The organism is Rhodoblastus sp. (assembly GCF_019449565.1).
Taxonomy (GTDB): domain Bacteria; phylum Pseudomonadota; class Alphaproteobacteria; order Rhizobiales; family Beijerinckiaceae; genus Rhodoblastus.
In genome coordinates this window covers 14,676-40,747 of record NZ_JAGRPM010000083.1, presented here as the reverse complement: position 1 = coordinate 40,747, position 26,072 = coordinate 14,676, and the positions used below count along the sequence as shown (strand labels likewise).

Annotated in this window: 28 protein-coding genes; 14 read left to right on the top strand and 14 right to left on the bottom strand. The window is 64.3% G+C overall.

From position 1 onward, the window contains the following. Nucleotides 1-7 precede the first annotated feature (7 nt). On the top strand, nucleotides 8-2,785 hold the full coding sequence (locus QZ409_RS18745) for a valine--tRNA ligase (RefSeq protein ID WP_296714357.1): 2,778 nt from the start codon (nucleotides 8-10) through the stop codon (nucleotides 2,783-2,785). Here the strand turns inward: QZ409_RS18745 and QZ409_RS18740 are convergent. Further along, a complete protein-coding gene (locus tag QZ409_RS18740) occupies nucleotides 2,782-4,104 on the bottom strand; it encodes an Nramp family divalent metal transporter (protein WP_296714355.1) in 1,323 nt (440 codons plus the stop codon). The two genes, QZ409_RS18745 and QZ409_RS18740, sit on opposite strands and share 4 nt — an antisense overlap. A 114-nt stretch (nucleotides 4,105-4,218) precedes the next feature. On the opposite strand from QZ409_RS18740, the gene QZ409_RS18735 reads away from it, so the two are divergent. Both QZ409_RS18735 and QZ409_RS18730 read left to right on the top strand, forming a co-directional pair. Next, nucleotides 4,219-4,488 (top strand): hypothetical protein, encoded by a 270-nt coding sequence (locus QZ409_RS18735; protein ID WP_296714354.1) that lies wholly within the window; start codon nucleotides 4,219-4,221, stop codon nucleotides 4,486-4,488. Nucleotides 4,489-4,528: 40 nt separating this feature from the next. Beyond that, nucleotides 4,529-5,350 carry a tetratricopeptide repeat protein gene (locus QZ409_RS18730; protein ID WP_296714352.1) on the top strand — a complete coding sequence of 274 codons (822 nt, stop codon included), beginning with the start codon at nucleotides 4,529-4,531 and terminating at the stop codon, nucleotides 5,348-5,350. Between the two features lie 81 nt (nucleotides 5,351-5,431). Here the strand turns inward: QZ409_RS18730 and QZ409_RS18725 are convergent, their stop codons facing one another. Further along, complete coding sequence (locus QZ409_RS18725) at nucleotides 5,432-6,292, bottom strand: MipA/OmpV family protein (RefSeq protein ID WP_296714351.1); 861 nt, start codon at nucleotides 6,290-6,292, stop codon at nucleotides 5,432-5,434. 130 nt (nucleotides 6,293-6,422) lie between these two features. On the opposite strand from QZ409_RS18725, the gene yidD reads away from it, so the two are divergent. Then, nucleotides 6,423-6,782, top strand: a complete 360-nt coding sequence (gene yidD, locus QZ409_RS18720) for a membrane protein insertion efficiency factor YidD (protein ID WP_296714348.1) — start codon at nucleotides 6,423-6,425, stop codon at nucleotides 6,780-6,782. Here the strand turns inward: yidD and blaOXA are convergent. Both blaOXA and QZ409_RS18710 read right to left on the bottom strand, forming a co-directional pair. Further along, entirely contained in the window at nucleotides 6,716-7,543 is an 828-nt protein-coding gene (gene blaOXA, locus QZ409_RS18715; RefSeq protein WP_296714345.1) for a class D beta-lactamase, read from the bottom strand. The two genes, yidD and blaOXA, sit on opposite strands and share 67 nt — an antisense overlap. Before the next feature lie 64 nt (nucleotides 7,544-7,607). After that, a complete protein-coding gene (locus tag QZ409_RS18710; RefSeq protein ID WP_296714343.1) occupies nucleotides 7,608-8,447 on the bottom strand; it encodes a hypothetical protein in 840 nt (279 codons plus the stop codon). A 211-nt stretch (nucleotides 8,448-8,658) separates the two neighbouring features. On the opposite strand from QZ409_RS18710, the gene thrS reads away from it, so the two are divergent. The 4 genes from thrS (at nucleotide 8,659) to QZ409_RS18690 (ending at nucleotide 12,904) form a co-directional block, all read left to right on the top strand. Beyond that, the gene (gene thrS, locus QZ409_RS18705; protein ID WP_296714340.1) at nucleotides 8,659-10,593 is read left to right on the top strand and encodes a threonine--tRNA ligase; all 1,935 of its coding nucleotides are present in this window, start codon (nucleotides 8,659-8,661) and stop codon (nucleotides 10,591-10,593) included. A 109-nt stretch (nucleotides 10,594-10,702) separates the two neighbouring features. Beyond that, nucleotides 10,703-11,266, top strand: coding sequence for a nucleoside 2-deoxyribosyltransferase (locus tag QZ409_RS18700; RefSeq protein WP_296714339.1), 564 nt, complete (start codon nucleotides 10,703-10,705; stop codon nucleotides 11,264-11,266). Between the two features lie 101 nt (nucleotides 11,267-11,367). Then, the gene (locus QZ409_RS18695) at nucleotides 11,368-12,411 is read left to right on the top strand and encodes an aldo/keto reductase (protein ID WP_296714337.1); all 1,044 of its coding nucleotides are present in this window, start codon (nucleotides 11,368-11,370) and stop codon (nucleotides 12,409-12,411) included. Between the two features lie 25 nt (nucleotides 12,412-12,436). Then, nucleotides 12,437-12,904, top strand: a complete 468-nt coding sequence (locus tag QZ409_RS18690; protein WP_296714335.1) for a YaiI/YqxD family protein — start codon at nucleotides 12,437-12,439, stop codon at nucleotides 12,902-12,904. Here QZ409_RS18690 and QZ409_RS18685 read toward each other — a convergent pair. Continuing rightward, nucleotides 12,901-13,239 carry a c-type cytochrome gene (locus QZ409_RS18685; RefSeq protein ID WP_296714333.1) on the bottom strand — a complete coding sequence of 113 codons (339 nt, stop codon included), beginning with the start codon at nucleotides 13,237-13,239 and terminating at the stop codon, nucleotides 12,901-12,903. The genes QZ409_RS18690 and QZ409_RS18685 overlap by 4 nt on opposite strands. A gap of 104 nt (nucleotides 13,240-13,343) precedes the next feature. After that, complete coding sequence (locus QZ409_RS18680; RefSeq protein WP_296714465.1) at nucleotides 13,344-14,330, bottom strand: hypothetical protein; 987 nt, start codon at nucleotides 14,328-14,330, stop codon at nucleotides 13,344-13,346. 98 nt (nucleotides 14,331-14,428) lie between these two features. On the opposite strand from QZ409_RS18680, the gene QZ409_RS18675 reads away from it, so the two are divergent. Beyond that, nucleotides 14,429-15,007 (top strand): nitroreductase, encoded by a 579-nt coding sequence (locus tag QZ409_RS18675; RefSeq protein ID WP_296714331.1) that lies wholly within the window; start codon nucleotides 14,429-14,431, stop codon nucleotides 15,005-15,007. On the opposite strand, the gene QZ409_RS18670 is transcribed toward QZ409_RS18675, so the two are convergent. Beyond that, the gene (locus tag QZ409_RS18670; RefSeq protein WP_296714329.1) at nucleotides 14,994-15,704 is read right to left on the bottom strand and encodes an aldolase; all 711 of its coding nucleotides are present in this window, start codon (nucleotides 15,702-15,704) and stop codon (nucleotides 14,994-14,996) included. The genes QZ409_RS18675 and QZ409_RS18670 overlap by 14 nt on opposite strands. 132 nt (nucleotides 15,705-15,836) lie before the next feature. On the opposite strand from QZ409_RS18670, the gene QZ409_RS18665 reads away from it, so the two are divergent. Further along, nucleotides 15,837-17,177: a DUF2336 domain-containing protein gene (locus tag QZ409_RS18665; protein WP_296714327.1), complete on the top strand. Its 1,341-nt coding sequence runs from the start codon at nucleotides 15,837-15,839 to the stop codon at nucleotides 17,175-17,177. A gap of 7 nt (nucleotides 17,178-17,184) precedes the next feature. Here the strand turns inward: QZ409_RS18665 and QZ409_RS18660 are convergent, their stop codons facing one another. Together QZ409_RS18660 and QZ409_RS18655 are read right to left on the bottom strand one after the other, a co-directional pair. Further along, nucleotides 17,185-17,787, bottom strand: coding sequence for an NUDIX domain-containing protein (locus QZ409_RS18660; RefSeq protein ID WP_296714325.1), 603 nt, complete (start codon nucleotides 17,785-17,787; stop codon nucleotides 17,185-17,187). 2 nt (nucleotides 17,788-17,789) lie between these two features. Further along, complete coding sequence (locus QZ409_RS18655; protein WP_296714324.1) at nucleotides 17,790-18,581, bottom strand: NAD kinase; 792 nt, start codon at nucleotides 18,579-18,581, stop codon at nucleotides 17,790-17,792. Nucleotides 18,582-18,857: 276 nt separating this feature from the next. On the opposite strand from QZ409_RS18655, the gene QZ409_RS18650 reads away from it, so the two are divergent. From QZ409_RS18650 to QZ409_RS18640, 3 genes are read left to right on the top strand one after another with little or no spacing between them, the layout of a single operon-like run. Next, a complete protein-coding gene (locus QZ409_RS18650) occupies nucleotides 18,858-19,637 on the top strand; it encodes a helix-turn-helix domain-containing protein (RefSeq protein ID WP_296714322.1) in 780 nt (259 codons plus the stop codon). A 25-nt stretch (nucleotides 19,638-19,662) separates the two neighbouring features. Beyond that, a complete protein-coding gene (locus QZ409_RS18645; RefSeq protein WP_296714320.1) occupies nucleotides 19,663-20,391 on the top strand; it encodes an AzlC family ABC transporter permease in 729 nt (242 codons plus the stop codon). After that, a complete protein-coding gene (locus tag QZ409_RS18640; protein WP_296714319.1) occupies nucleotides 20,388-20,741 on the top strand; it encodes an AzlD domain-containing protein in 354 nt (117 codons plus the stop codon). Before QZ409_RS18645 ends, QZ409_RS18640 begins: the two co-directional genes overlap by 4 nt. Nucleotides 20,742-20,743: 2 nt before the next feature. Here the strand turns inward: QZ409_RS18640 and QZ409_RS18635 are convergent, their stop codons facing one another. The 5 genes from QZ409_RS18635 to QZ409_RS18615 form a co-directional block, all read right to left on the bottom strand. After that, nucleotides 20,744-21,187, bottom strand: a complete 444-nt coding sequence (locus QZ409_RS18635) for an HIT family protein (RefSeq protein ID WP_296714317.1) — start codon at nucleotides 21,185-21,187, stop codon at nucleotides 20,744-20,746. A 90-nt stretch (nucleotides 21,188-21,277) separates the two neighbouring features. Then, nucleotides 21,278-22,456, bottom strand: a complete 1,179-nt coding sequence (locus QZ409_RS18630) for a GNAT family N-acetyltransferase (RefSeq protein ID WP_296714316.1) — start codon at nucleotides 22,454-22,456, stop codon at nucleotides 21,278-21,280. A 126-nt stretch (nucleotides 22,457-22,582) separates the two neighbouring features. Then, complete coding sequence (locus QZ409_RS18625) at nucleotides 22,583-23,725, bottom strand: acyltransferase (protein ID WP_296714314.1); 1,143 nt, start codon at nucleotides 23,723-23,725, stop codon at nucleotides 22,583-22,585. An 81-nt stretch (nucleotides 23,726-23,806) separates the two neighbouring features. After that, nucleotides 23,807-25,174: a PleD family two-component system response regulator gene (locus QZ409_RS18620; protein WP_296714311.1), complete on the bottom strand. Its 1,368-nt coding sequence runs from the start codon at nucleotides 25,172-25,174 to the stop codon at nucleotides 23,807-23,809. Nucleotides 25,175-25,212: 38 nt separating this feature from the next. Further along, nucleotides 25,213-25,584 carry a response regulator gene (locus QZ409_RS18615; RefSeq protein WP_296714310.1) on the bottom strand — a complete coding sequence of 124 codons (372 nt, stop codon included), beginning with the start codon at nucleotides 25,582-25,584 and terminating at the stop codon, nucleotides 25,213-25,215. A gap of 125 nt (nucleotides 25,585-25,709) precedes the next feature. Between QZ409_RS18615 and QZ409_RS18610 the strand changes: the two genes are divergently transcribed. After that, nucleotides 25,710-26,018: a DUF3572 domain-containing protein gene (locus QZ409_RS18610; protein WP_296714308.1), complete on the top strand. Its 309-nt coding sequence runs from the start codon at nucleotides 25,710-25,712 to the stop codon at nucleotides 26,016-26,018. Nucleotides 26,019-26,072: the final 54 nt, after the last annotated feature.

The window sequence follows — 26,072 nt, the reverse complement described above, 5'->3', positions numbered from 1 at the left end:
GCAGCTCATGATGGACAAGACTTTCGACCCCGCCGCCGTGGAAAGCCGCATCGCGGCCGAATGGGAGGCCGCAGGCGCCTTTCGCGCCGATCGTCCGGAGCGCGCCGGGGCGACGCCCTTCACGGTCGTCATCCCGCCGCCGAACGTCACCGGCTCGCTCCACATGGGCCATGCGCTCAACAACACCCTTCAGGACATTCTCTGCCGCTTCGAACGCCTGCGCGGCAAGAACGTGCTGTGGCAGCCGGGCACCGACCATGCGGGCATAGCGACGCAGATGGTGGTGGAGCGCCAATTGGCGCAGAACGGCGACAATAAGGGCCGCCGCGATCTTGGCCGCGAGGCCTTTCTGGAAAAGGTCTGGGCCTGGAAGGCGGAATCGGGCGGCGCCATCGTCAACCAGTTGAAACGGCTCGGCGCCTCCTGCGACTGGTCGCGCGAGCGTTTCACCATGGACCCCGGCTCGTCCAAGGCCGTGCTGAAGGCTTTCGTCGAGCTTTATCGTGCGGGCCTGATCTACAAGGACAAGCGCCTCGTCAACTGGGACCCGAAAATGTTGACCGCGGTGTCCGACATCGAGGTGGTTTCGCAAAACGTCAAAGGCTCGCTCTGGCATTTCAAATATCCGCTGGCCGATGAAAACGGCGCGGCGACCGACGAATTCATCGTTGTGGCCACGACACGACCGGAGACCATGCTCGGCGATACGGCGGTCGCGGTTCACCCCGAGGATGAGCGCTATCTCGATTTGCATGGCCGCTTTGTGCGCCTGCCTTTGGTCGGCCGCCTGATACCCATCGTCGCGGACAGCTATTCCGACCCGGAAAAGGGCTCCGGCGCGGTGAAGATCACGCCCGCCCATGATTTCAACGATTTCGAGGTCGGCGCCCGTCACAAGCTGCCGCTCATCAATATTCTCGACGCAGAGGCGCGCGTCATCCTGCGCGAGAATGAAGCCTTCCTCGAAGGCGTGATTGAGAACGACGATTTGTCCGAGACGCTGGAAAGCCTACATGGGCTTACCCGCGAGGATGCGCGCAAGGCGGTGATCGCCGCCATGGAGGCGCAGGGCCTGATCGAGACCATCGAAGCCCATGAGCATCAGGTCCCGCATGGCGACCGCTCGGGCGTGGTGATCGAGCCCTGGCTTACCGACCAATGGTATGTGGACGCCAAGACCCTCGCCGGTCCCGCGCTCGCGGCGGTGCGTTCGGGCGAAACGAGTTTCGTTCCGAAGAACTGGGAAAAGACCTATTTCGACTGGCTGGAGAACATCCAGCCCTGGTGCATCTCGCGGCAGCTGTGGTGGGGGCATCAAATCCCCGCCTGGTATTCGCCCTGGGGCGCGGTCTATGTCGCCGAGACCGAGGAAGAGGCTCTGGCCGACGCCCTGGCTGACGCCGTCACCCGCGAAATCTACAGCGACGCCGAAGCCGAGGCGATCGCCTCCGACCCGGACAAGGCCGAAGGCCTGCTGACGCGCGATGAGGATGTGCTCGACACCTGGTTCTCCTCGGGCCTTTGGCCGATGTCCACGCTCGGTTGGCCCGATGAACCCAATGACCTTGCCGCGCGCTATCCCACCGACGTGCTGGTCACGGGCTTCGACATCATCTTCTTCTGGGTCGCCCGCATGATGATGTTCGGGCTGCAGTTTCAGAACAAGGTTCCATTCCGCCACGTCTATCTCCACGCGCTGGTGCGCGACGAGAAGGGCGCGAAAATGTCGAAGTCCAAGGGGAATGTCATCGATCCCCTGCAGCTTATCGACACCTATGGCGCGGACGCCCTGCGTTTCACGCTCGCGGCCATGGCGGCGCAGGGGCGCGACATCAAGCTCGCTCCGGCGCGGGTCGAGGGCTATCGCAATTTCGCGACCAAGCTATGGAACGCCACGCGCTTCGCGGAAATGAACGAGTGTAAGGGCCGTGCGGGCTTCGACCCGACCAAGGTCAGGGAAGTTCTGAACCGCTGGATCATCGGCGAAACGGCCCGCGCGGTCTCGGAGGTTGAGACGGCTCTGGTCGCCTATAAGTTCAACGAAGCGGCTCAGGCGGCCTATCGCTTCGTCTGGAACATTTTCTGCGATTGGCATCTGGAGCTGGCCAAACCGTTGCTCCAAGGGCCGGATGGCGCGGCCAAGGACGAGGCGCGCGATACGGTCGCCTTCGTGCTCGACCAAATCTGCAAATTACTGCATCCCTTCATGCCCTTCCTCACCGAGGAAATCTGGACCATTCGCGGTCAGGATCTGAAGCGCGACTCCCTGCTGGTTTTGGCTCTATGGCCGGATCTGCGCGGGCTTGAGGACGCCGAGGCCGAGGCGGAAGCCGGCTGGGTGGTGGACGTCGTTTCGCAGGTCCGCTCCGTGCGCGCGGAAATGAACGTGCCGGCGGGCGCGCAGATTCCGCTGGCGCTGGTCGGCGCGAGCGCGGAAGACGCGAAGCGGGCCGAGCGCTGGGCCGAGACGATCAAGCGGCTGGCGCGGCTCTCGCAGATCGAAATGGTCTCCAAGGCGCCGCCGCAATCGGTGCAGGTGGTCGCGCGCGGCACGGCGCTGGCGCTGCCGCTGGCGGGGGTGATCGACTTCGCCGCCGAAAGGGCGCGGCTCGAAAAGGGCGTCGCGGCCGAGCAGAAGGAAATCGGCAAGATCGACGCCAAGCTCGGCAATGCGGATTTCCTGCGCCGCGCGCCGGAAGAGGTGGTCGAAGAACAGCAGGAGCGCCGCGAAACGGCCCTGGCGCGGCTGGAGAAGATGACCGCCGCGCTGAAAATGCTGAGCTAGCCGGTCACGGCGTCATAAATCAGCTTGAGATTGAGCAGGCTCAGGCCAATCGCCAAAGCGGCGGCGGCATAGGTCGCCGCCCGGCTGGCCACCAGCGGTCCCATGACCTGGCGCGAGCCGGTGAACCAGACCAAAGGCGCCAGCGCGAAGGGCAAGGCGAAGCTCAGCGCGACCTGCGACAGCACCAGCAGCTGTCCGGTCGCGGCGTCGCCCGCCAGAGCCGTGACGGTGACCGCGGGAATGATGGTCAGGGCGCGGGTGATGAGCCGCCGCGCGACAGGGCGCAGCCGCAGCCGCAGGAACCCGTCCATGATGAGCTGGCCGGCCAGCGTCGCCGTGAGCGAGGAATTGAGGCCGCAGGCGACCAGCGCCACGCCGAACAGCTTGGCGGCGATGGGCGCGCCCAGGATCGGCGCGATGAGCCGATAGGCCTGCGAAAGGTCGGTCACCTCGCCCTGGCCGTGAGCGAAGAAGGCGGAGGCGGCGAGGATCAGGATCGCGCCATTGATGGTCATCGCGAAGAGCAGCGCGATGGCGGAATCGGTCATGGCGAAGCGGATCGCTTCGCGCCGAGCCGGCAGGCCCGGTCCGGTCGCCCGGGTCTGGACGACGCCGGAGTGCAGGAACAGATTATGCGGCATGATGGTCGCGCCAATGATTCCGGCGGCGAGATAGAGCATGGTTGGATTGCTCAGCAGGTCCGCCGGCGGCAGCAGGCCGCGCGCCGCCGCGCCCCAATCGGGCCGGGCGAGCGCGACCTGGAGCGCGAAACAGCAGGCGATGACGATCAGCAGGGCGATCACGAAGGCTTCGAGCTTGCGGAAGCCGAAACGCTCGAAGGCGAGAATCAGCGTGACATCAAGCGCGGTGACGATGGCGCCGAGCCAGAGCGGAAGGCCGAACAGCAGGCCAAGCCCGATGGCGGTGCCGATCACTTCTGCGAGATCGGTCGCGAGAATGGCCAGCTCCTGCGTCGCCCAGAGGAAAATCGCGACGGGGCGGGGCAGGTGGCGGCGGCAGGCCTGGGCGAGATCGAGATCGGCCGCGAAGGCGAGGCGCGCCGAAAGGGCCTGGAACAGGATGGCCACGAGGCTCGAAAGGACGGCCACGAACAGCAGCTTCATGCCGAATTGCGAGCCGGCGGCGAGCGATGTCGCCCAGTTGCCCGGATCCATATATCCCGTTGCGACCAGATAGCCGGGGCCGACGAAAACCATGAAGCGGGCGAAGACGCCGCCGCCGGGCGCTGCGCGCACGGAACCGCGCACGGCGGAAAAACCGTCGCGCTCGACCGGCAGCAGGGGCGTCGGGTTCAGCATTGCGTCTCCGCGCGAAGTCGCCTCAGTCTAGATCGCCAGGGCCGTCCCGGAAAGCCTGTCGGCAAGGCGCCCTGGGACGGCGCGTTGGGGAGGGCTTCCGGGACGGGAGGCGGCGTGTTTTTCAACCCTCTTTTCATCATGTATGAGCGCCGGCGAGGCGTTCAATTTTTTGCGAGCGAAATGCTTGGTTCTTTTGCAACTTTTTTTCGCAATCCTGCGCTAGGGCAAGCGAATCAAGCGATTGCCGGGGATTGGCGAATGTTGGCCGAAATCAATTTTTGTGGCTCGGGCGCCACAGCCGGAATTCAACTTCAGAAAGCCCAAAGTTTGAAAAGACGCCGCCGCGATTCAGCCATAAACGAGACGCTAGTTCGTATGGCGTGAGGACGGCTGAAAGGTCGTTCCGTCTGGAGAATTTATTGGCATGGCGGCGTTCGGGCGATTTTTTCTTGCGTGCTATCTCGCCGCTTCCGCTGGAGCGCCGGCCTACGCTTTCGACGGTCCCGCCAAGGGCGTCCCGTCCGATCAGACGCTCGATATTTTCAAGGATCCGCATCAGGCCTTGCAGGCGGCGCTCGAGAGCTATCGCGCAGGAAATCCCGCTTCTTCGGTCGAGGCGCTGAAATATGCCGCCGCCGGCGGCGAGCCGCTCGCGCAATGGAAACTTGGCAAGATGTATGCCGATGGCGACGGCGTTCCGCGTGACGATTACAAGGCCTATCAATATTTCCAGCAAATCGTCGACAAATATGACGAAGACAACGCCAACTGGCGGGAAAAGTCGGTGGTGGCCAGCGCCTTCGTCGCGGTCGGCGTGTTCCAGCTGAATGGCATCTCGGGCTCTCGCCTGCGGCCTGACCCGGAACAGGCGATGCGCATGTTCCTTTATGCAGCGACCAATTTCAGCGATTCCAACGCGCAGTATAATCTGGCCCGGCTCTATATGGATGGCGCGGCCGGCCTCGCCAAGGATAGCCGCCAGGCGGCGCGCTGGCTCAATCTCGCGGCCGAGAAGGGCCATGTCGAATCCCAAGCCTTGCTAGGCCATCTGCTTTTCGCCGGCGACGGGGTGCCGCGCCAGCGCGCGCGCGGCTTGATGTGGCTGACGCTGGCGCGCGAGGGCGCCAATGGCAAGAATCAGGATTGGGTCAAGTCGCTCTATGACCAGGATCTGAAGACCGCCAATGACAATGACCGTCAGGTCGCGCTGGTCTATCTCGAAGAACATCTCAAGAAGCGCAACTGAGCCGCCGGCAAGCAGGCAAAAGAAAACGCGGCCCGGAAACTCCGGGCCGCGTGCTTGTTCAGGGATTGAGCGCCGAAAGGATCAGAACTTCGGCACCCAGTACAGATCCTTGGTCAGGAAGCTGTAGCGGAGCTCGATGCCAGCGGCGTATTGGTTGGTGGAGCCGGCGCGCGTTGCGACAGGGCTATTGGACACGCTGCCGGTCAGCGCCTGATAGGTTCCGTAGGCGCTGACGCGCCAGGTGTCGGAGAGTTCGTAGCGCGCCGCAGCCGTGACGCCAGCGTCGACGAGGCCGCCGGTCGCCCTATAGGCCGTCAAGCGGCCGCCAGACCATTGGTTCAGGGCCGCCTGCCAGGGGTCGACCGAGAAGAAGGCCGAGGCGTATTGATCATTGCCGAAATCGAGGCGGGGGCCGATCGAAAGCGTCAGCCGACCCCATTTCTGCCAGATGTCGCCGCCGAGATAGGCCGCCCAGCCATCATAGCCGGACACAGCCTTGCGGATTTCGCCGCGGACGCGCGCCCATGGAACCGGGGTGAATTCGACAAAGCCGCCGACTTCGATCGAGGCGTTGACGTCAGAGAGGCCGAAAAGCTCGTGATAGTTCTTGATGCTACGATTATTGACCCAGCGACCGGCGGGACCGACGGCGAACAAATTGTTCTTCAGAATGGCCAGGCTCAGGCTGTCGTCCGGGGCGCTGAAACGCTCCGGCTCGCCGGCCCGGCGGATCGCGATCCCGGGCAGACCGAAAAAGGAATAGGTCTTGGCGCCAGGGAAGCTCGGAGCGATGCCACCCATCCCGGACACGTCGACGATCCATTCCGCCGTCGTTCCCGGCGGCGGCGTGATGAGTCCCGGCAGATTATACTCGTCCGCCTGGGCGGCGGCGCCCGAGACGAGAGTGGCGGCTATAGCCAGCGCGCGCAGCGAGATTTTCAATATATCGTCCCCCAAATTCTGCCGGAAAGCTTACCAGCGGGGGAGAATGCGGAACAGGCGCTTTTGGCCGTAAAATCAATATTGTCGGGCGCGTCGTTTTCTTGCAACAGTCGGTTGCGAAAATTTACCGGTGATTAAGCAATTGCCCAACCCGCTCGAACTCGCGACGCGCACGCCCGCTCTGCTGGCGCGCGGGCTGATTCAAGTCTATCGGGTCAGTCTTTCCGCCTTTGTGGGGCGAAATTGCCGTTATTTGCCGACTTGTTCCGCCTTTACGGACGAGGCGATCGCGCGCCATGGCCTGTGGGCGGGCGGCTGGATGGGCCTGTCGCGCATCTGCCGCTGCCAGCCCTGGGGCGATTCAGGCTTCGACCCCGTTCCTAAAAACGCGCCGCCGGGGGCTGATCCCCTCCACCCCTGGCGCTATGGCGCGTGGCGGCGCAGGCCGGTCTGCGAGGCAGTCGAACCGGAAGACGACGCCAAAGCCTGAGAGGCGAGCGACGGCCATTCCTCGAGCAATTCATCGCGCGCGCGCAGGCCGCCGGCGATCGCCTCCTTGCGCTCGTCCTGATTGAGCCGGGCGAAGACGAGGGCGTTGCCATCCCTCAGCGCCCAGCCGACATACCAGCCATATCCATGTTCCATATCCTGGCCGCCATCGGCGGTCCGTGGGAAGGCCGAGCCGGTCTTGCCATGAAGCTCCCAGCCTTCGCGCGCGGGGTGGATTTCGAGGATCCCGATGGTTTCTGCTGCCGCTTTTTCAGAAACCGGAAGTTCGCGGGCGAGCAGCTTGCGCAGGAAAACCGTCTGCTCCACCGGGGATATTTTCAGGGAGGAGCCGATCCAGGCGCGATCGAGCCCATTTTGCTTGCCGGGGTCGCCGGACATGTCGGCGTTGCCGTAATCGAATTTGCGGAGATTAATTTCCAGACGCGCGGCGCCCAGCGCATGGGCGAGAATCTGCGAATACCATACCACCGAATATTTCATCCAGCGCGCCGGATCGGTGGGCTGTTTCCAATTATCGCCGCCCCAATCGACATAGCCCTCCTTAAAGGCATATTCGGGCGAATGCGCGTTCGTCAGCAGCCCGGAGTCGAAACCGATGACGGCGAGCGCGATTTTGAAGGTCGAGGCTGGCGTCACGCGGGCGCGGCATTCGCCCTGTTCCAGCAGCGCGGCGCCGTCCCTGGCGTCGGCAATGACGGTGCAAAGCGTCCGCGCGGAGGCCGCCGCGGGCAAGGCGCACATTGCCGACGCGAGAACAGCCCTCGCAATCCGCATTCTATTCATGCGCCAATCATTCATGCGCCAATCACTCATGCGCCATGACTTCCAAAGCCAGGGCGTAGAGCCGCAGGCGCTGGAGGTCCGGCATGGCCTTCATGGCGTCGAAATAGACCAGCCCGTTCTGGCATTGCTGGGCGTCGGACAAAGGCGGGCTGGGCGCCTTGCCGTCGAGCAACTGGGCCACGGCCGCCTTGTCCATGCCCTTGGCCAACATTGCTTTTTCCAGCTCATCGAAATCTTCGGTCGTCGGCGCCTCGCGGTCGATCTTCTTGTGCGCGCCGTCGTCGATGGCCGCGAGCCCGGCCTGGGCCTCGGCGGCCATCAGGGCGCGATGGGCGCCGGCGAAGGCGACGAAGCGCTCGGCCGGCGCGCCGGTGAGGAAATCGACGCAGAGCGCGGGGTCGGTCGCCGCCAGTTGCGCCAGGACCTTCTGATGCTGGTCGAACAGGCTGTCGAGCGCCTCGGCGCCGGCTCGGGCGCCCATCAGGCCGCGCTTCTGCCGCAAGACCTGCACGGCCTGGGTCAGGAACAGGTCGGCCGCGTTATCGTGGGTCTCGATCCCCTGGGCGAGGGCGCTCTTGACCGCCGCGTCGTAATCGGACGGGTACAGGCTGCGGAGCTGGACGAAAAACACTTCATATTCCGGCGCCTGCTTCAGCTTGTCTTGCAGGGCGGCAAGCCTTTGCGGGTCGATCGGCGTCTCAGCCTCGCCTTTGGCCGCCTCCTCGACGGGCTCGGGCGCAACCGGCGTCGTGGTGACGGGCTTGGCCGCGAGCGGCGGCGCGGGTGGCGCGGATTTTTGCTCTCCGGTCGCAAGAAACCAGCTGCCGAAAGCGGTTGCGAGCGCGGCCGTCATCGCTAGCAAGGCGATTTTGATCTGTCTTTTCCAGTTACCCACTTTACCACCGAAGGGCCATTCTCAGGGCGCGCAATTTGGCGCGACCTTGCCACACGCGTCAATCCAAAGTCACGTACAAGCACGCGCGCATTGCGCTGACGACGCAAATCGCGATAGGAAAGCGCTCCGAAAAACAGCTTACGCCGGCCCGTCTCGGCGAGTGAGCAAGGAGAAACGGATGATTGCGATTACTTTCCCCGACGGCGCCCAGCGCAGCTTTGAAGCGGGCGCGACCGGCCTCGATATCGCCAAGAGCATTTCGCCCTCGCTGGCCAAGCGCACCGTCGCCATGATGCTCAATGGCGAAATGGTCGATATCGCCAAGCCGATCGACGCCGACGCCAAAGTCGAATTCCTCAACCGCGACGACCCACGCGCGCTCGAGCTGATCCGCCATGACGCCGCCCATGTGCTGGCCGACGCGGTGCAGGCGCTCTATCCCGGCACGCAGGTGACCATTGGCCCGGTGATCGAGAACGGCTTCTATTACGACTTTTTCCGCGCCGAGCCCTTCACGCCGGAGGATTTCGCCGCCATCGAACGGAAGATGCGGGAGATTATCGCCGCCGACAAGCCGATCGTGCGCGAGGAATGGACCCGCGACGAGGCGGTCGCCTGGTTTGAAAAGCATGGCGAGGCCTTCAAGGTCGAACTGGTCGAGACCATTCCGGCCGACCAGAAGATCTCGGTCTACAAGCAGGGCGACTGGCTTGACCTGTGCCGTGGCCCGCATATGCCCTCAACCGGCAAGATCGGTCAGGCCTTCAAGCTGATGAAGGTCGCGGGCGCCTATTGGCGCGGCGATTCGAACAAGCCGATGCTCCAGCGCATCTACGCCACCGCCTTCGCCAAGCAGGAAGACCTCGACGCCTATCTCAAGCAGATCGAGGAGGCCGAGCGCCGCGACCATCGTCGTCTCGGCCGCGAGATGGACCTGTTCCATTTCCAGGAGGAGGGGCCGGGCACGATCTTCTGGCACCCCAAGGGCTGGACCCTGTTCCAGACCCTCATCTCCTTCATGCGCCGCCGCCAGCAGGAGGCCGGCTATATCGAGGTCAACACGCCGCAGGTGCTCGACCGCGCCCTGTGGGAGACCTCGGGCCATTGGCAGACCTATCGCGAGAACATGTTCATCACCAAGACGGAGGATGAGCGCGTCTTCGCCTTGAAGCCGATGAACTGCCCGGGCCATGTGCAGATTTTCAAGAACGGGTTGAAGTCCTATCGCGACCTGCCAATGAAGATCGCGGAATTCGGCATCGTCCACCGCTACGAGCCGTCGGGCGCGATCCACGGCATGATGCGCGTGCGCGCCTTCACGCAGGACGACGCCCATATCTTCTGCACCGAAGACCAGATCATGGCGGAAGCCATGAAGATCAATGACATGGTCATGTCGATCTACAAGGACTTCGGCTTCGAGGACATTGTGGTGAAGCTGTCCCTGCGCCCTGACAAGCGCGTCGGCAATGACGAGAGCTGGGACAAGGCGGAGGCCGCCTTGCAAAAGGTGCTCGACCTGCTCGCGGCGTCGGGCGTCAAGACCGGGATCAATCCGGGCGAGGGCGCTTTCTATGGGCCAAAGCTCGAATATACCCTGCGCGACGCCATCGGCCGCGAATGGCAATGCGGCACGACGCAGGTGGACTTCAACCTGCCGGGCCGGTTCGGCGCTTTCTATATCGGGCCGGATTCGGAAAAGCAGACTCCGGTCATGATCCATCGCGCCATTTTCGGCTCGCTGGAGCGGTTCACCGGCATATTGATCGAGCATTTCGCCGGGCACCTGCCGCTGTGGCTGTCGCCGGTCCAGGCGGTCGTCTGCACCATCACATCGGACGCCGACGATTACGCGTTGGAAATCGCCGCCCTGGCCCGCAAGGCTGGCCTGCGCGTCGACACCGATCTTCGCAACGAGAAGATCAATTACAAGGTGCGCGAATTGTCGCTGGCGAAAATCCCGGCGCTGCTGGTCGTCGGCCGCAAGGAGGCGGCGGACCGCACCGTCTCGATCCGCCGGCTCGGCTCGCAGGCGCAAACCTTTGCGACTCTCGACGAGGCGCTTGCTTCGTTGGCGAAGGAGGCGGCGCCGCCGGATTTGCGCGGGGCGTGACCGCCTTGCTCCGTCGTTGCGACGAGCGACGCGTTCCATTCCGCGCTATATGCGGGGTGGATCGCTCCGCTCGCAATGACGCGCTTTGAATCCCGGGGCCGTTCCATCCATGTCCAATCCAAAGATCTATCTCGCCGGTCCCGAGGTTTTTTTGCCTGACGCCGTCGAGATCGGCGCGCGCAAAAAGATCCTGTGTGAGGAGTTCGGCTTCGTCGGCCTTTATCCGCTCGATCACGATCTTGCGGTGGCGCCGGGCGAGACGCTGGACGAAAAAATCTTCGCCGCCAATGTCGCCTTTTTACGCGAGGCCGACGCGGCGATTTTCAACCTCTCGCCCTTTCGCGGCGTCAACGCCGATCCGGGAACGGCCTTCGAGCTTGGCTTTTTCGCCGCGCTCGGCAAGCCCGTCTTCGCCTATACCAATGAGGCGTCGCCGCTATTCGATCGTGTCGCGGGCGAGTTCGGCGTCCACGTCACGCCCGAGGGCGAGCATTGCGACGCCCGCGCCTTGCTGATCGAGAATTTCGGCAATGCCGACAATCTGATGCTCGATTGCGCGCTGAAAGGGCAGGGGCGCAAGGTGATCCGTCCAGAGGTCTCTCTCCCCGGCCTTGGCGATCTGGCCGGCTTCATGGCGTGCCTGCGTCAGGCGCGTCTGCATTTCGGCTTCTGAGACCGGCCAGCATGTGCTCGACTGCAAGCGCCGCCTTGCCGCTTCGCCCAATTCGCAGCGCGGAAATTGCTTATGCTTGGCCGCGCTGAAGGAGTCTTGAAATGCAGAAACGCCCGCTTGGCCGCACGGATTTGATGGTCTCGGAAATTTGCCTCGGCACCATGACCTATGGCCAGCAGACCGGCGAGGCCGACGCCTTCGCGCAGATGGATTACGCCCTTGCGCATGGCGTCAATTTCTTCGACACGGCGGAGCTTTATTCCATCCCCCCTCGTGCGGAAACCTATGGCGCGACGGAAACGATCATCGGCAAATGGTTTTCGGCGCGAGGAACGCGCGAGAAAGTCATTCTGGCGAGCAAGATCGTCGGCCGCACCGCCTCGCCCTGGTTTCGCAATGGCGAAACGGCGCGGCTGGACCGCAAGAATATTTTCTATGCCATCGAGAATTCCCTGAAGCGGCTGCAGACCGATTATATCGACCTTTATCAGTTGCACTGGCCCGACCGGCCGATGGACCTGTTCGAGGGCCTCTCCAACGCCTATCAGGATCGCGGCGGGCCGGACGGCGTTTCTTTCGAGGAGACGCTGTCGGCGCTGGGCGAATTGGTCCAGCAGGGCAAGATCCGCCATTTCGGCGTCTCCAACGAAACGCCCTGGGGCGTCGCCGGGTTCTTGCGCGGCGCCGAGACGGCGGCGGGGCCGCGTCTGGTCTCAATCCAGAACGCCTATCACTTATTGAACCGCCAGTACGAGATCGGCCTCGCCGAATTCGCTTTCCGCGAGCAGGTCGGGCTGCTGGCCTATTCGCCGCTCGCGCAGGGCTATCTCACCGGCAAATATCTGCATGGCGCGCTGCCGGCCAATTCGCGCGGCGCCTTGTTCAATCGCGGCCAGCGTTACCAGAAGCCGGGCGTGGACGAGGCCATCGAGGATTATCTCGCGCTGGCGCGCGAGTCGGGGCTTCATCCGGTCCATCTTGCGCTGGCCTTCGTCACGTCGCGGCCCTTCGTGACGGCGAATATCATCGGCGCGACCAATCTCGATCAACTCAAGCTGATTCTCGACGCGCCGCATGGTCTCGATGCGGAAATCCTGCGGCGCATCGACGGGATTCACCAAATACGCGGCAATCCCTCGCCGTGACAGGAGCTTGCTAAGTGGTGGGCGCATGGACCCGGTAATCCTGATCGACGCCGACGCCTGTCCGGTCAAGGACGAGTGCTACAAGGTCGCCGCGCGTCACGGCCTGAAAGTCTTCCTGGTCGCCAATCGGCTCATTCAGGCGCCACGCCATCCGATGGTCGAGCGGGTGCTTGTGCCGCAAGGGCCGGATGTGGCGGATGACTGGATCGCCGAGCGCGCCGACGCGGGCAAGATCGTCGTCACCGCCGACATTCCGTTGGCCGCGCGCTGCGTCAAGGCGGGGGCCTTCGTGCTGGCGCCCAATGGCAAGATTTTCGACGACGCCTCGATTGGCATGGCGCTGGCGATGCGAAATCTGATGGAGGATCTGCGCTCCGGCGGCGCGACCACCGGTGGGCCGAAGGGATTTTCACCGCGCGACCGCTCGGCCTTCCTGTCTGCTCTGGAGCGCGGCGTTCAGCTGGCGCGCAAGCGGATGAAGCCCGAGGCTTAACGCGCGGTTTCGCCTTTCGGCGGCGCGAGCGAGCGGATATAGGCCGTGATATCCGCGATCTCCTGCCGCGAGAGATTCATGTCCGGCATTTTGGGATGCGGGTCGGTGAGGAAGGACGTCAGGTCGCCATTTGTCTTGCGCTTGGCGATATCGAAAAAGCTCGGGACGTCGGCGCTGGCCCGTTTCTGATTCTCCGCGACCACATGGCACGCCGCGCACCAGCGCTGCGCGATTCTTTCGCCCTGATCGGGATCGGAAGCGGCCGCCGCCGGCCCGGCGGACAGGAAAGCAAAAGCCGAAAGAGCGAGCAGGGAACGAATCGCGAGAAGGCGCATGGGAATGGCTCCAGATGGAGAGATTGGACTATCCGCCGGTCGCGGCGCAAGCGCCTTGTCCGGGGTCAAGATGCGAAAGGCGCGCGAACGGAGAGGTCGTCCGGTCACTGCACGGGCTGTCCCGCCAGAACCTCGACATCGCGGTCCTGATTGGACGTGACCTTGAAGGTCGCCTGATAGGTCTTGTTCTCATGGCGGGCGATGGCGACATATTCGCCCTCCGACAGCACCAGCGAAGGAAAGGCGCCGATCATTTCGCGGATGACGTCGCCGCCGGGCGTGAGGATCGAGAAGCTGGTGTTGGCCAGCGCCTCGCCGCCCGCGTTATTGACCAGTTTCAGCGTCATGGTCGCCGCGCGATGGCGCAGGACGCCCGCGGTCAGCTTGCCCGCCTGAACGCGAAGGTCGGCATAAACGGTCGAATTGGTCGGGGTCGTGGCGCCGGCCGCGACGTCCATCAACTTCGACACAATGTGATAGGCGCCCTCGGGCAGGCATTCCGCCTCATCGGCCTTGAGATTTGGAATGATCAACTTGGCTTCGGGGTCATCGCGGTCGGGCAGATAGACCATGACGTTGAGCCGCGATGGCGCGATCGGGAGGTCGCCGAGAGCGCCGCTGATCTTCAGCGCCCCCGCGTTCATGACGACACGCTCGCTGACCGACGCGCCCGCGACTGTAATGGATTTGGCGGCCCCCGCGAGCCCGCAGGCAACGTGGACGATGTAATCGCCGTCGGCGAGCGGGAAGGTCGGCGTCGCCTGGTTGGACTCGGCGATCAGGGCGTGGCTGCCGTCGGCGCTGGCCCGGGCGTCGAATACGCGCCAGTTCAGGCCGGAGCGGATGGCCTGGATGTCGCCGGGGGCGAAGACGGCGTTGAGCGAGACCGGAGAGCGCGCGGCCTCGGGCGCCGGCGCCGGCTGCTGCGGGGCGGTTGTCGCGGCGGGCGGCTCCGCGCCGATGAACGGCGGCACATTGAGGGCGGGAGGGAGATCAGGCGCCTGCGCGAGCGCTGGCGGGGCAAGCCAGCACAAGGCCGCCGCCGCCAATCCCGCCAGAGGAGCCCTCGCGCCAGAAAATCCCGAAACCATTCGCCGCAAACCCGTTCTCCGCCCGCTTGGCCTATTCCGGCATCGGTTTACAAAGTGACCTTTTTAGGGCTTCTAGCGCGAAAAGTCCGGATGAAGCCATGACAGACAGCCCGAAGAACGAAACCATCCAGTTATTGGCGACCCGCCGCTCCGCGCCGCCCATGCAAATGCGCGGTCCCGGCCCCGACGAGGCCGAATTGCGCGAGCTGCTCACGCTGGCCTCGCGCGTGCCGGACCATGGCAAGCTCACGCCCTGGCGCTTCATCATTTTCGAAGGCGAGGGCCGCCAGCGCGCCGGTGAAATCCTCGCGGATGTTTTCGCCAAGCGCGAGCCGGCCGCCGAGGCCCAGCGCGTCGAGACGGAGCGAGCCCGCTTCGCCCAGGCGCCGCTCGTCGTCGCCGTTGTGTCGCGCGCCGCGCCCCATGTCAAAATTCCGGAATGGGAGCAGCATCTGACGGCGGGCGCGGTCTGCATGGCCCTCACGGTCGCCGCGACGGCGATGGGCTTTCGCACCGTCTGGATCACGGGATGGGCCGCCTATGACCGCGAAGTCCTGACCCGCTTTGGCCTCGCGGAACATGAGCGGATCGCAGGCTATATCCATATCGGCCGGGTCGAAAAAGGCCCCGAGGACCGCGCGCGGCCCGATCTCGACGCGCTGGTCACGCGGTTCTGATCTGGGAGGCGAAAGCGGCGTTAATCGCTTTCGCTTGTTCCGGCGTCGTGGCGAATTTTCCTGCGAAGCCGTCGCGCGCCGCCAGCGCGCAAAGGCGCGCGAAGACCTCGCCCTCGCCGGGCTCCGCGCAATCAATGGCGGGGGCCTGAGCGGCGGCGGCGGCGAACAGGCACAGGCTGCGCGCGATTCGCAAAGGCTCTGGCTTGTCCTCGCCATCCAGCTGCGCCAGCCCGAGCCTTTGCGCCAGCAGCCGCTCGTCACGGCCGATCCCGATCAGGCGCCGCGTCGCGCGCGAAAGCGAACCGAGTTCGAAGATTGCGGCGGGGGAGTCTCCCGCCAGTACGAGAATGCGGGCCGAGCCGTCGGGCAGTCCGTTCTCCGCCTCGCGCACGGCGAGCTTGGCGCCGAGATGCTGGATGTCGCGCCCGCCGACGGCGTCGGGCAGGATGATCCCGTCCGGGGCGGCGGCCATGACCGCGTCGAGATCGGCGTCGGCAAGGCCCGAGGCGAGCGGATGGATCAGCGCCAGCGCCGTCTTGCCCGCCTGACGCGCCGCCGCGATCATCGTCACGGCGCCCGCGCGGGCTTCCGCGTCATCGGATCCAGCGAAATCAATCGCCAGGGCGTCGGCCTCGCTCGCCAGCGCCGCCTCAAGGGCGGGGCGCGACAGGGCAGGTACGACTAGCAGGGACCGCATGGCGAATGTCTCCGGGGCGACGCGTCGTTTCGTCGCGAATCACTGTGACCATTAAGTGAAATTTTACCTTGTTTACTCATCCTGCGTTAACCGGGCCGCAAGGGCGGCGGCGCTGAGCTTTGCGGGTTTCGCATGATCGTTCGCAAATTCATCCAATGGTCTGAAAACGCTCCGGCCAGCGCCCGCGCGGAGGGCGTCGGCGCCCTCGCCCGAGCCTATCTTTACGGCGATCTGGAAGCGCGGGAGCGCGCGGACGCCGAGCAAATTCTTTACGCCATGCTCGACGACCCGTCGCCGCTGGTGCGCCGTTCGCTCGCCGAAAGCATCGCCAGCGCGGTCGAGGCGCCGCCCGCCATCATCCTCGGGCTGGCGCTCGACCAGTCCGATATTTCCGCCGTCGTCCTCGCCCGCTCGCCGCAGCTGACCGATGCGCAATTGATCGACTGCGCCTCCGTGGGGGATAGGGTCGCCCAGGCGGCGATCGCGCTCCGTCCGGAATTGTCGCCCGCCGTCGCCTCCGCCCTGGCCGAGATCGCCGGGCGCGAGGCGCTGATCGCCCTCGCGGTCAATGAAGGCGCCAACCTGCCCGAATTCGCGATGCGACGCATGATCGAACGCTTCGGCGGCGACTCCGAATTGCGCGAGGCGCTGCTGGGGCGCCCCTGGATTCCCGCCACCGTCCGCGCCGCCCTGGCCGCCTCCGCGGCCCGCCAGCTCGCGGATTACGCCGTGGAGCGCAACTGGCTCTCGCCCGCGCGCTCCGAGCGCATCGCCAATGATTCGCGCGAGCGCGCGGCCATGATTATTGCCGCCGGATGCGCCGCCTTTTCCGAGGAAACGGCGGCGCTGGCGGCTTATCTTCGCGTTTCCGGCCAATTGACCGCCGGTCTCGCCCTGCGCGGCCTGCTTTGCGGCCAGACCGGCCTATTCGCAGCTACACTGGTCGAGTTGACAGGCATGGGGCCGCGCCGCGTCGCCGGCCTGATCCGCGAGCCGGCCTCCACCGCCTTCGCCGCGGTCTACGCCAAGGCTGGCTTGCCCGCGCCTTTGATGGTCGCCTTCCGCGCCGCTCTGGTCGCGCTTGGCAATAATTTAGGCAAGACGTCGGAAGGCCCCGACGCCGGCGCGGCGGATGGCGGCGCTCTGCGCTTGCCGGTGATTCAATTTGTCTTGAGCCAGTGCGAAGCCATGCAGGACGAGTCCCTCGGCCGGCTGATCGCGCTGCTGCGCCGGTTCGAGGCCGACGCCGCGCGCGAGCAGGGTCGCAAGGGCCTGTCGCGTCTGCGCGAGGCGCAGGCGGAAGCCGCCGCGCCGCCGGTCGCGGCCGCCACGCACGAGACGCCGGAATATCTCCCGATTCCCGTGGTGGCCGAAGCGCCCGAGTCGAAGGTCGAGACGATGACCGAGCCTCTGGCCGAAACCGACATCGTGGTCGATCTCGTCGCGCTGGAAAAAGAACTGCTGGCCGCCTAAAGCGCGCCTAACCCATCAATCCGGAAGTCTTGAGCCAATAGAGCAGGGTGAGCGTCTTGCTGTCGCGGATCGCGCCGGCTTCCGCCTCGCGCAGGGTATCTGCGAAGACTGTCTCGACGATCTCGATTTCCTCGCCTTCCTCCTCCATGCCTCCGCCGTCGGCGACGCGCGCTTCGGGGCCATAGGGCGCGACGTAGAAATAAAGCTTTTCCGTCGACGCGGCGGGGCTGACGAAAGCCTCGAACAGAAAGCGCAGCTCGCCGACCTTCAGCCCCATTTCCTCCATGGCCTCGCGCCGGATGCAGGCGTCGGGCGCTTCGCCGGGATCGAGCGTGCCGGCGCAGGCTTCGAGCAATCCGGGCGTGGAATCGTTCATATAGGCGCCGAGCCGGAATTGCCGAGTCAGCAGCAACCGACCGCGCCCGGGATCGTAAGGAAGGATGACGCAGGCGTCAGGGCGCCGGAAAAGGTTGCGCTCATGCTTGTCCCAGCGGCCATCGGCGCGGCGCAATTCATAGTTGAGCCGCGAGAACGTGTATTTTTCTTTCGCCAGTATCTGCTCATGCAGTCCGCGCGGAGCGGCTTCGTCGTCGGAATGATCGTTGGGCATGGTCAGGGCCTGAATTGCTCGCGCAGGATGCGCTCTTCCATGGAATGGCCGGGATCGTGCAACAGTTCCAGCCCGACCGAATGATCCGTCGCCACACGGACCCGCGCAACGTCGCGGAATTCGTAATGATCGGCCACGGCGGCGACGGGACGCTTGTCCGCCTCCAATACCTCGATCGTCACTTCCGCATTATTGGACAGCAAGGCGCCGCGCCAGCGCCGGGGCCGGAAGGCGGAAATCGGAGTCAGCGCCATCAGCGGCGCATCGAGCGGCAGGATCGGGCCATTGGCGGAAAGATTATACGCGGTCGAACCGGCGGGCGTGGCGACGAGCACGCCGTCGGACACGAGTTCCTCCAGCCGGACATGGCCATCGATATAGACGCGCAGCTTCGCCGCCTGCGCGCTCTGGCGCAGCAGCGACACTTCGTTGATCGCATGGGCCGTGGCGGTTTCGCCGGCGCGGTTTTCAGCGTCCATGCGCAGCGGGTGGACGGTCGAACTATGCGCCGCCTGCAGCCGCTTGCGCAGGCCGGTTTCGCGGAACTCGTTCATCAGGAAGCCGACCGAGCCACGGTTCATGCCATAGATCGGAATGTTCCGGCCCATGAACTTGTGCAGCGTCTGCAGCATCAGGCCGTCGCCACCCAGCGCGACCACGACGTCGGCCTCGTCGGAATGGACATCACCATAGCGGCCGACCAGGCGCGCCCGGGCGTGCTCCGCCTCGGGCGTGGTCGCCGCCAGAAAATTGATCCGTTCGAAACGGCGCCCGTGGTCAGAGGATTCGCTCATGTTCCCTTCCGACATTCCGCCTTTTTGCAGCGCCAGTTAAGACGAAGGAATAGGCGAAGCGAGGCGCCGGGGCAAGGCGGAGTCCAGCAATGGGCGACGCCATGCGAATCGTGCTTTCCCAATCGGTTAGGGGGAGCCGGCATAATAGGGGACGGGGTGTTTTGCGCCTGTCCTTGATGCGGATCAAAACATTTGTCCTGTTCGGCGAGCGTGCTATTGTCCGGGATAAAATTCGGCATGATTGCGGCGGCCAAGCGGGCCGGAAGGATATATATTTTGGATAGCCTGGCCGAGAAGGCCCTGTTCGACACTGTTTTCGGACGTCTCGAGGCCAGCCCGCGGACGATGGCCTGTGCGCAAAAGGCGCCCGGCCTGGCGCTCGAATGCCATGATTGCGAGATCAAGGGCTTGAGCATCTGCGACGCGCTCGAACCGGACGAGTTCGATCAGCTCGAACGTATCGGCCGCACGGCGTCTTACCCGGCCAAGGCGACGCTGTTCGAACAGGGTCGCGACGCGCCTTTCGTGTCCAACCTGACCTCGGGCGCCCTGCGCCTCTCCAAGCTGCTTCCGGACGGGCGGCGCCAGGTGGTCGGCTTCACGCTGCCGGGCGATTTCCTCGGTCTGGCGATGCAACCGACCCACATGTACACGGCCGACGCGCTGACGCCGGTCAAGATCTGCCAGTTTTCGCGTCACGGCTTTTCGGACCTGATCGACAGGAAGCCGCGCCTGATGCGCGCTGTCATGAACATGGCCTCGCGCGAATTGACCCTCGCCCAGGACCAGATGGTGGTGCTTGGCCGCCGCACGGCCGAGGAGAAGATCGCGTCCTTCCTGATCGGCATGCGCAACCGCTATGCGCGCATTCATGGCTCTTCGGTCCATGTGCCCTTGCCCATGACGCGCCTCGACATCGGCGATTTCCTCGGCCTCACCGTCGAAACCGTCAGCCGCATGATGACCCGCCTGGCGCGCGAAAAAGCCATCGTCATCGTGCCGGACGGCGTCCGCCTGCTCGACGTGCCGCGGCTGGAGCTGCTGGCGGAAATGTGAGACTCGCCTTGTGAGCGATGCGGACATGGCAGAGGCGCCCGGCTTTGATTGGTCGTGGCGCTGGTTTCTTGAGGGCGTCCGCCAGGCGCTGACGGGGCCGGCCTTTTATGTCTCGATCTCGTTGATGGGCGTCGGTTCGCTGGCGCGGGCGGCCGGCTTTCCCGTCGGCGCGGCGGTGCTTTCCACCATTCTGGTCTGGGCCGGGCCTGGCCAATTGCTGTTTTTCGGGGCGGTCATCGCCAAGACGGCGCCGCCCGCCATCGCGCTCGCGGTCAGCCTGTCCTCCGTGCGCCTGTTGCCGATGTGCCTCTCCGTCCTGCCCATGCTGCGGGAAAAGCGAACGCCGCTTTCCGTGCTGCTCGCCGCCTCTCATTTCATCGCGGTCACGGTCTGGGCGGAGTCCCTGCGCCGCCTGCCGGACATCGAGCGACCGGCGCGGCTGCCGTTCTTTTTCGGCCTCGCCGCGACTTGTATGGCGCTGACGGCGCTTTCGACGGCGCTGGGCTATTGGCTGATGGGCTCGCTGCCGGCGCCGCTCGGGGCGGGAATGATGATGCTCTCGCCGATCTATTTCCTCGCCACCACCGCGCGCTCGGCGCGTTCCGGCGCCGATTGGCTGGCCATGCTTTTCGGCGCTGTCCTGGCGCCCGTCATGGTGACCTTCGTTGGCGGCGGCTTCGACCTGCCGGCGCTGGCCTTGGTCGGCGGCGGCGGAGCCTGGTTCGCCGGCTATCTGGCGCGGCGGGAGTCATGAGCCTTTTCTCCGCCGATCCGACCCTTGCGCCCTATCTCGCGCTGATCCTGTTCGGCTTCCTGCCGAGCGAGATATGGCGCGCGCTGGCGGTGGTGGTCGCACGGCGAATCGATGAGGATTCCGAGCTTTTTCTGTTCGTGCGCAGCGTGGCGACCGTCCTGCTGGTTGGCGTCGTGGTGAAGATCGTTCTGCTGCCTTCGCGCGAACTCTCCGTTGCGCCCGTCTGGGCGCGCGGCGGCGCGCTTGCCGTCGCCGCGGCGGCTTTTTTCGCGACGCGACGCTCGGTTTTCGCGGCGATCGTCGCAGGCGAGGCGGTCGTCATTTTTTCCGTGTGGTGGTGGGCGCGATAGGCTCAGGTCTCGGATGCGTCGGCCGCGAGGGCCGCACGAATCTTGTCGGCATGGGCCTTTAGCACGGCGGGATCGGCCATCTTGCCGCCATGCGGGCGCAGCGCGACGCCTTCCCAACGCGGCATCACATGGAAATGGATGTGGAACACGCTCTGGCCGCCGGCCGGCTCGTTGAATTGGTGCAGCGTGATTCCCTCCGCGCCCGTGGCCGCCTTCACGGCGCGGGCGATCTTCTGCACGCGCAGGATGAGAGCGGAGAGCACTTCGGGCGGAACATCGAAAATATTGCGGGCGCCGAGCTTGGGAATCACCAGCACATGGCCGTCCGAGCGGGGCATGACGTCCATGAAGGCCAGGGCGTCCTCGTCCTCATAGACTTTCTCGCAGGGAATTTCGCCGCGCAGGATTTTCGCGAAAATATTATTGGGGTCATAGGCGGCGGACATGGGCGGCTCCGGCGAGAGGAAGTCGCCGGAGCCTGCCCAAGCCTTCGTTTCACGTCAAGACAAGCCTTGGTTTCAGGTCAAGGTCCGGCCTCATTCCTTTTTGAAAGGCGCGTTCTCGGCGTAATCGGCGAGGATCGCGTCCACCGCCTGCGCCTCTCGGGCGAAAAACTCTTTCGCCGCACTGGCGAGGCGTGGGTCGGCGAATTCATGCGCCGACCAGGTCGCCACGGCTTCATAGCCGCGTGAAAACTTGTGCTCGCCCTGCGCCCCGGCCTCGACGCGCTTGAGCCCGCGCGCGATGGCGAATTCGATCGCCTGATAGTAGCAAAGCTCGAAATGCAGGCAGGGGAGATGCTCCAGCGCGCCCCAATTGCGGCCATAGAGCGCGTCGTCGCCGATGAGATTGAGCGCGCCGGCGATCATTCGCCCCTCGCGCCGGGCGACCACCAGCAGCACGCGGTCGGCAAGCGTCGCGCCGAGCGCCGAGAAAAAGGCGCGCTTCAGATAGGGCCGCCCCCATTTGCGCGCGCCGGTGTCCATGTAAAAGGCGTAAAAGGCGTCCCAATGCGCCTCGGTCAGGTCGCTGCCCGTGACCCATTCGATGGTCAGGCCGGCGGCCTGGACCTCGGCGCGCTCCTTGCGGATCGCCTTGCGCTTGCGCGACGACAGCGCGGCCAGGAAATCGTCGAAGCTCTGGTAGCCGCGATTGAAAAAATGGAACTGGTGGCCCTTGCGCGGGATGAAACCCGAATGTTCGAGAAAGGCCTGATCGGCGGAATCGGGAAAGGTGATGTGGAGCGACGATAGCTCCATCGTCTCACGCAAGGCGCGCAGGCCCAGCGCCAACGCCTCGCGCGCGCCTGGCGGCGCGTCCGCTGCGACCAGCAGCCGATGGCCCTGAACGGGGGTGAAGGGCACGGCGACCTGCGCCTTGGGATAATAGCGCCCGCCGACACGCTCGAAAGCCTCGGCGAGGCCGTGGTCGAACACATATTCGCCCATCGAATGGGTCTTGAGATAGACCGGGGCGCAAGCGGCGAGGCGACCTTCCGGCGTCTCGACCACCACATGGGCCGGATGCCAGCCTGTGCCCTTGCCGACGCTGCCGGTTGTTTCCAGCGCGGCGAGAAAGGCGTGGGACAGGAAGGGGTTGAACCGCTCGCCCGCCTCGGCGTCGGAAGCGGGCGGGTTGGCGCAGGCGTCCCAGTCCGAAGCGGGAATGGACTCGATGCGCTCGACCTGACGAATGCGAAAGGGAACGGATTTCATTGCGGCGCGATCATCGCCCGGATTGGTCGCGCAATCCAGCGTTAAACGCCGGGAGACGCCGATGCGCCGCTCAGGTCGCGCGCAACCGGCATTCGACCGAACGTGGCTCTTCGCGCAAGGAAATCGTCACGGCTGCGCGAGGCTGGGAGCTTTAGAGAAAACGCGAGGCGAGAAGGCTCGGCGGATCGCGTTTTGCGTGGGCATTTCGAGAAAGCGATGGCTCGCGGCCGCGAGCGCGAAAGTCAGGCCGATCCAGATCACGAGCGGCAATGGCGACAAGAATATTTCGCGGCCCCAACCGATTCGATCGATGATGACGACAACGGCGAGTTGGAGCGGGAAATGCCAGAGGTAGGAACCATAGGTCAGATCGCCGAGCCGCGCCAAACGAGTCAAATTGATCGGGAAGACATCTTCGATCAAAGCAAAGGAAACAACTAGAGAGGATGACAGAAGCATCATCAAATATGGCGGGACGTCAAAATCGCTGAACCCCTGGGGGAACATTGCCGCTGCGATCGCCACGCTGCTCGCCGCCGCGAACCAGAATGTCATAGCGCGATGGGCGGTGGGGACATGTTTGACGCCCAAATATGTCAGCCCGCCGCCGAAAAAATAGATCGCGCAGATCGACAGATTAAGGAGTGGGGTCCGGAGGGGGCTTGCGACAACGACAAAGGCCGCCATGACCATCATCAGACATAAGACGGCGCCGGGGCGAAAGAGTCGGACCGTCAGGAAGAACAGACCATAGATCAGCACTTCAGCCGATACGCTCCAGATCGGTCCATTAAAGCTGTTCTCACAAGTGGCGTTCCAATTCGACGCCATGACGAGTTGCAGCAAAAATGCGCGCGTATCATTCGCGTGATAAATGAAGTTCTCGCTGTGGTCGCGCAAATACAGCGCCTGCAGGCCGATAACGATGACAAGGGTCAGGAAGTGCAGTGGATATAGCCGGGAGAACCGCAATACAAAAAAATGTCTTGTGGCGACGACTCTGTCGTGAATCGCGTCGGCATATTTCCAGAAAAAAATAAAACCGGAGATCGCCCAGAACAGTTGAACGGCGGCCAGGCCCTTCCAATAGAACGGCGCCAGCGCCGGATAGAATGGAAAAGCTTCGATTGGCGCGTGAGATTGCGGCGTCCAAACCCCGGAGACGAAAAAAAATCGGTAATGGTGGATGATGACCGCGACAGCGCACAGGAACCGGAGGACCTCGATGCCGCCGAGTTTTTTCTCAGATTGCGCAGCGCATTCTGTCATCGTTCCATCTCAAACAAACGCCTGCGACGATAGGACGCAAGAGGCGTGGAGCGTCCCGCGTATGGCGTTCTGCGGCTCGGCTCAGGCTGCCGCCGCGGTGACGCGGTTGCGGCCGCTGTTCTTCGAGAGATAGAGCGCCTGATCCGCGCGCTTGAGGAAGGCGGCGGGAATTTCCACGCCCGGCGATTCGGCGATCCCGATCGAAACGGTGATCGGAATCGATTGCGCGCTGCCTTCGATGGGGAAGGGCGTTCCCGCGACCGACGAGCGGATGCGCTCGGCCACAAGTTCCGCCGTCGCCAGATTGGTGTCGGGCATCACGACGACGAATTCCTCGCCGCCGAGCCGGCACATCAGGTCGGAGCCGCGCACCGAGCGCTTTACGCGCGCGGCGAAGCCTTTAAGCACTTGGTCGCCGACGTCATGGCCGTGACCGTCATTGACAAGCTTGAAATGGTCGACGTCGAGGATCATCACCGAGACCGAGCGCCCGCGCAGGGCTGCCTGATCCAGCAGCGCGGCAAGATGGGATTCGAGATAGCGCCGGTTGTTGAGGCCGGTGAGGGGATCGACCACCGCCAGCTCCATCACCGCCTGCAGGCTGGAGCGCAGGCTGTCGGCATAGCGCTTGTGGCGCACCTGGGTCCGCACGCGGGCGAGGATTTCGTTCTTGTCGACGGGACGGATGAGATAATCGTTCACGCCGAGATCGAGGCCGCGCAGGATGCGCTGGCGGTCTTCGAGATCGGCCAGCATCAGCAGCGGCGTGTGACGGGTGCGGTCGACCGAGCGCAGCTGGCTGCACAGGCGCAGGCCGTCGAACCGGGCGAGGCCGAGGCTGACGATCACGACCTGATAATCCTGCTCGGTGGCGCGAAACAGCGATTCATGGGCGTCGATATTGACATCGACCTCATAGGGGCCGCGCAGGGCGGCGCAGATCCGCTGCGCGGAATTGGGCCGGTCGTCCACCAGCAGGATTCGCCCGCCCAGACCGTCGTCGAGCGTGTGGCGTGTGGCGTCCGTGACGCCGAGATTGGCGGAGGTCGCCGCGCGCGTCCGCAATTCGTCGACCACGAATTTCAGCCGCGACAGCGAGCGGACGCGGGCGATCAGGGCGATTTCGTCGATCGGCTTGGTCAGGAAGTCATCGGCGCCGGCTTCGAGGCCGCGCACGCGGTCCGCCGTCTGGTCGAGCGCCGTGACCATCACGACCGGCAGATGCAGCGTCGCCGGATTAGCCTTGAGCTTGCGGCAGACTTCAAAGCCGTCCATGCCCGGCATCATCACGTCGAGCAGGACGATGTCGCATTCGCCGCGCTCGCAGATCTTCAGCGCGTCAGGCCCGTTGGTAGCGGTGACGACGTCGAAATATTCCGCTGTCAGCCGCGCTTCCAGCAGCTTGAGATTGGGCAGGAGATCGTCAACCACCAATACGCGGGCCGTCATGGGCCGGTCCTTTCACTGCGCTTCGTCAAGCGCCGCGGTCAATTGTCGCCAATATAATTCCGAACCGTTTCCAAAAATTTCACGACCGAGATCGGTTTCGACAAATAGGCCTCGCAGCCGCCCTGCCGAATTTTTTCCTCGTCGCCCTTCATGGCGAAGGCGGTGATGGCCACCACCGGGATATGGGCCAGGTCCGGGTCGTCCTTGAGCCATTGCGTGACCTGAAGGCCGGATACCTCCGGCAGCTGGATATCCATGAGGATCAGGTTCGGGCGATGGCTGCGCGCGAGGCCGACCGCCTCGACGCCGCTCTTGGTCTGCACCGTCGTATAGCCATGCGCCTCCAACAGGTCGTTGAAGAGCTTCATGTTCAGCTCATTGTCTTCGACGATGAGGACCGTTTTTTTCATTTCACCTCGCCAGGCCTCGGACGCGATTTTCTCGGCCGATTCTTACATGTTTAAGCGACATAAATTGACGAATGGAAAATTTACGCCGAACGTATTGAGGGTATCGAACGAATGAAAGGTCTCGTTTGGTTTTGCGTCCTCCTGTCCCCCGAAAAATTGACCGCGACGAGGCGGAAAAGATCGCCATCGCCGGTCTGAGCCATATTGCCGGCGACCCGGAGCGGCTATCGCGCTTTCTCGCCCTGTCCGGGCTTGATCTTGGCCATTTGCGCGCGGCGGCGGGCGAGCCCGGCTTTCTGGGCGGCGTCCTGACCTTTCTCGCCGGCGACGAGCGAAGCCTGCTGGATTTTGCGGCGGCCAGCGGCTATGCCCCGGAGACGGTCGGCGCCGCTTTTCTGACCCTCAACCCGCCGAACTCGGGGGAGTTCGAGTGAACCGTCGGCGCAAGAGGCGCGTAAAACCGGCGAATTAATGGCCGGCGGCGCGGA

What these genes read in the sequence shown, in the direction of transcription:
- QZ409_RS18745 (WP_296714357.1), top strand. Translation starts at nt 8, where the DNA reads ATGATGGACAAGACTTTCGACCCCGCCGCCGTGGAAAGCCGCATCGCG.
- QZ409_RS18740 (WP_296714355.1), bottom strand. Translation starts at nt 4,104, where the DNA reads ATGCTGAACCCGACGCCCCTGCTGCCGGTCGAGCGCGACGGTTTTTCC.
- QZ409_RS18730 (WP_296714352.1), top strand. Translation starts at nt 4,529, where the DNA reads ATGGCGGCGTTCGGGCGATTTTTTCTTGCGTGCTATCTCGCCGCTTCC.
- blaOXA (WP_296714345.1), bottom strand. Translation starts at nt 7,543, where the DNA reads ATGTGCGCCTTGCCCGCGGCGGCCTCCGCGCGGACGCTTTGCACCGTC.
- thrS (WP_296714340.1), top strand. Translation starts at nt 8,659, where the DNA reads ATGATTGCGATTACTTTCCCCGACGGCGCCCAGCGCAGCTTTGAAGCG.
- QZ409_RS18700 (WP_296714339.1), top strand. Translation starts at nt 10,703, where the DNA reads ATGTCCAATCCAAAGATCTATCTCGCCGGTCCCGAGGTTTTTTTGCCT.
- QZ409_RS18695 (WP_296714337.1), top strand. Translation starts at nt 11,368, where the DNA reads ATGCAGAAACGCCCGCTTGGCCGCACGGATTTGATGGTCTCGGAAATT.
- QZ409_RS18690 (WP_296714335.1), top strand. Translation starts at nt 12,437, where the DNA reads ATGGACCCGGTAATCCTGATCGACGCCGACGCCTGTCCGGTCAAGGAC.
- QZ409_RS18685 (WP_296714333.1), bottom strand. Translation starts at nt 13,239, where the DNA reads ATGCGCCTTCTCGCGATTCGTTCCCTGCTCGCTCTTTCGGCTTTTGCT.
- QZ409_RS18680 (WP_296714465.1), bottom strand. Translation starts at nt 14,330, where the DNA reads ATGGTTTCGGGATTTTCTGGCGCGAGGGCTCCTCTGGCGGGATTGGCG.
- QZ409_RS18675 (WP_296714331.1), top strand. Translation starts at nt 14,429, where the DNA reads ATGACAGACAGCCCGAAGAACGAAACCATCCAGTTATTGGCGACCCGC.
- QZ409_RS18670 (WP_296714329.1), bottom strand. Translation starts at nt 15,704, where the DNA reads ATGCGGTCCCTGCTAGTCGTACCTGCCCTGTCGCGCCCCGCCCTTGAG.
- QZ409_RS18665 (WP_296714327.1), top strand. Translation starts at nt 15,837, where the DNA reads ATGATCGTTCGCAAATTCATCCAATGGTCTGAAAACGCTCCGGCCAGC.
- QZ409_RS18660 (WP_296714325.1), bottom strand. Translation starts at nt 17,787, where the DNA reads ATGCCCAACGATCATTCCGACGACGAAGCCGCTCCGCGCGGACTGCAT.
- QZ409_RS18655 (WP_296714324.1), bottom strand. Translation starts at nt 18,581, where the DNA reads ATGAGCGAATCCTCTGACCACGGGCGCCGTTTCGAACGGATCAATTTT.
- QZ409_RS18645 (WP_296714320.1), top strand. Translation starts at nt 19,663, where the DNA reads ATGGCAGAGGCGCCCGGCTTTGATTGGTCGTGGCGCTGGTTTCTTGAG.
- QZ409_RS18640 (WP_296714319.1), top strand. Translation starts at nt 20,388, where the DNA reads ATGAGCCTTTTCTCCGCCGATCCGACCCTTGCGCCCTATCTCGCGCTG.
- QZ409_RS18635 (WP_296714317.1), bottom strand. Translation starts at nt 21,187, where the DNA reads ATGTCCGCCGCCTATGACCCCAATAATATTTTCGCGAAAATCCTGCGC.
- QZ409_RS18630 (WP_296714316.1), bottom strand. Translation starts at nt 22,456, where the DNA reads ATGAAATCCGTTCCCTTTCGCATTCGTCAGGTCGAGCGCATCGAGTCC.
- QZ409_RS18625 (WP_296714314.1), bottom strand. Translation starts at nt 23,725, where the DNA reads ATGACAGAATGCGCTGCGCAATCTGAGAAAAAACTCGGCGGCATCGAG.
- QZ409_RS18620 (WP_296714311.1), bottom strand. Translation starts at nt 25,174, where the DNA reads ATGACGGCCCGCGTATTGGTGGTTGACGATCTCCTGCCCAATCTCAAG.
- QZ409_RS18615 (WP_296714310.1), bottom strand. Translation starts at nt 25,584, where the DNA reads ATGAAAAAAACGGTCCTCATCGTCGAAGACAATGAGCTGAACATGAAG.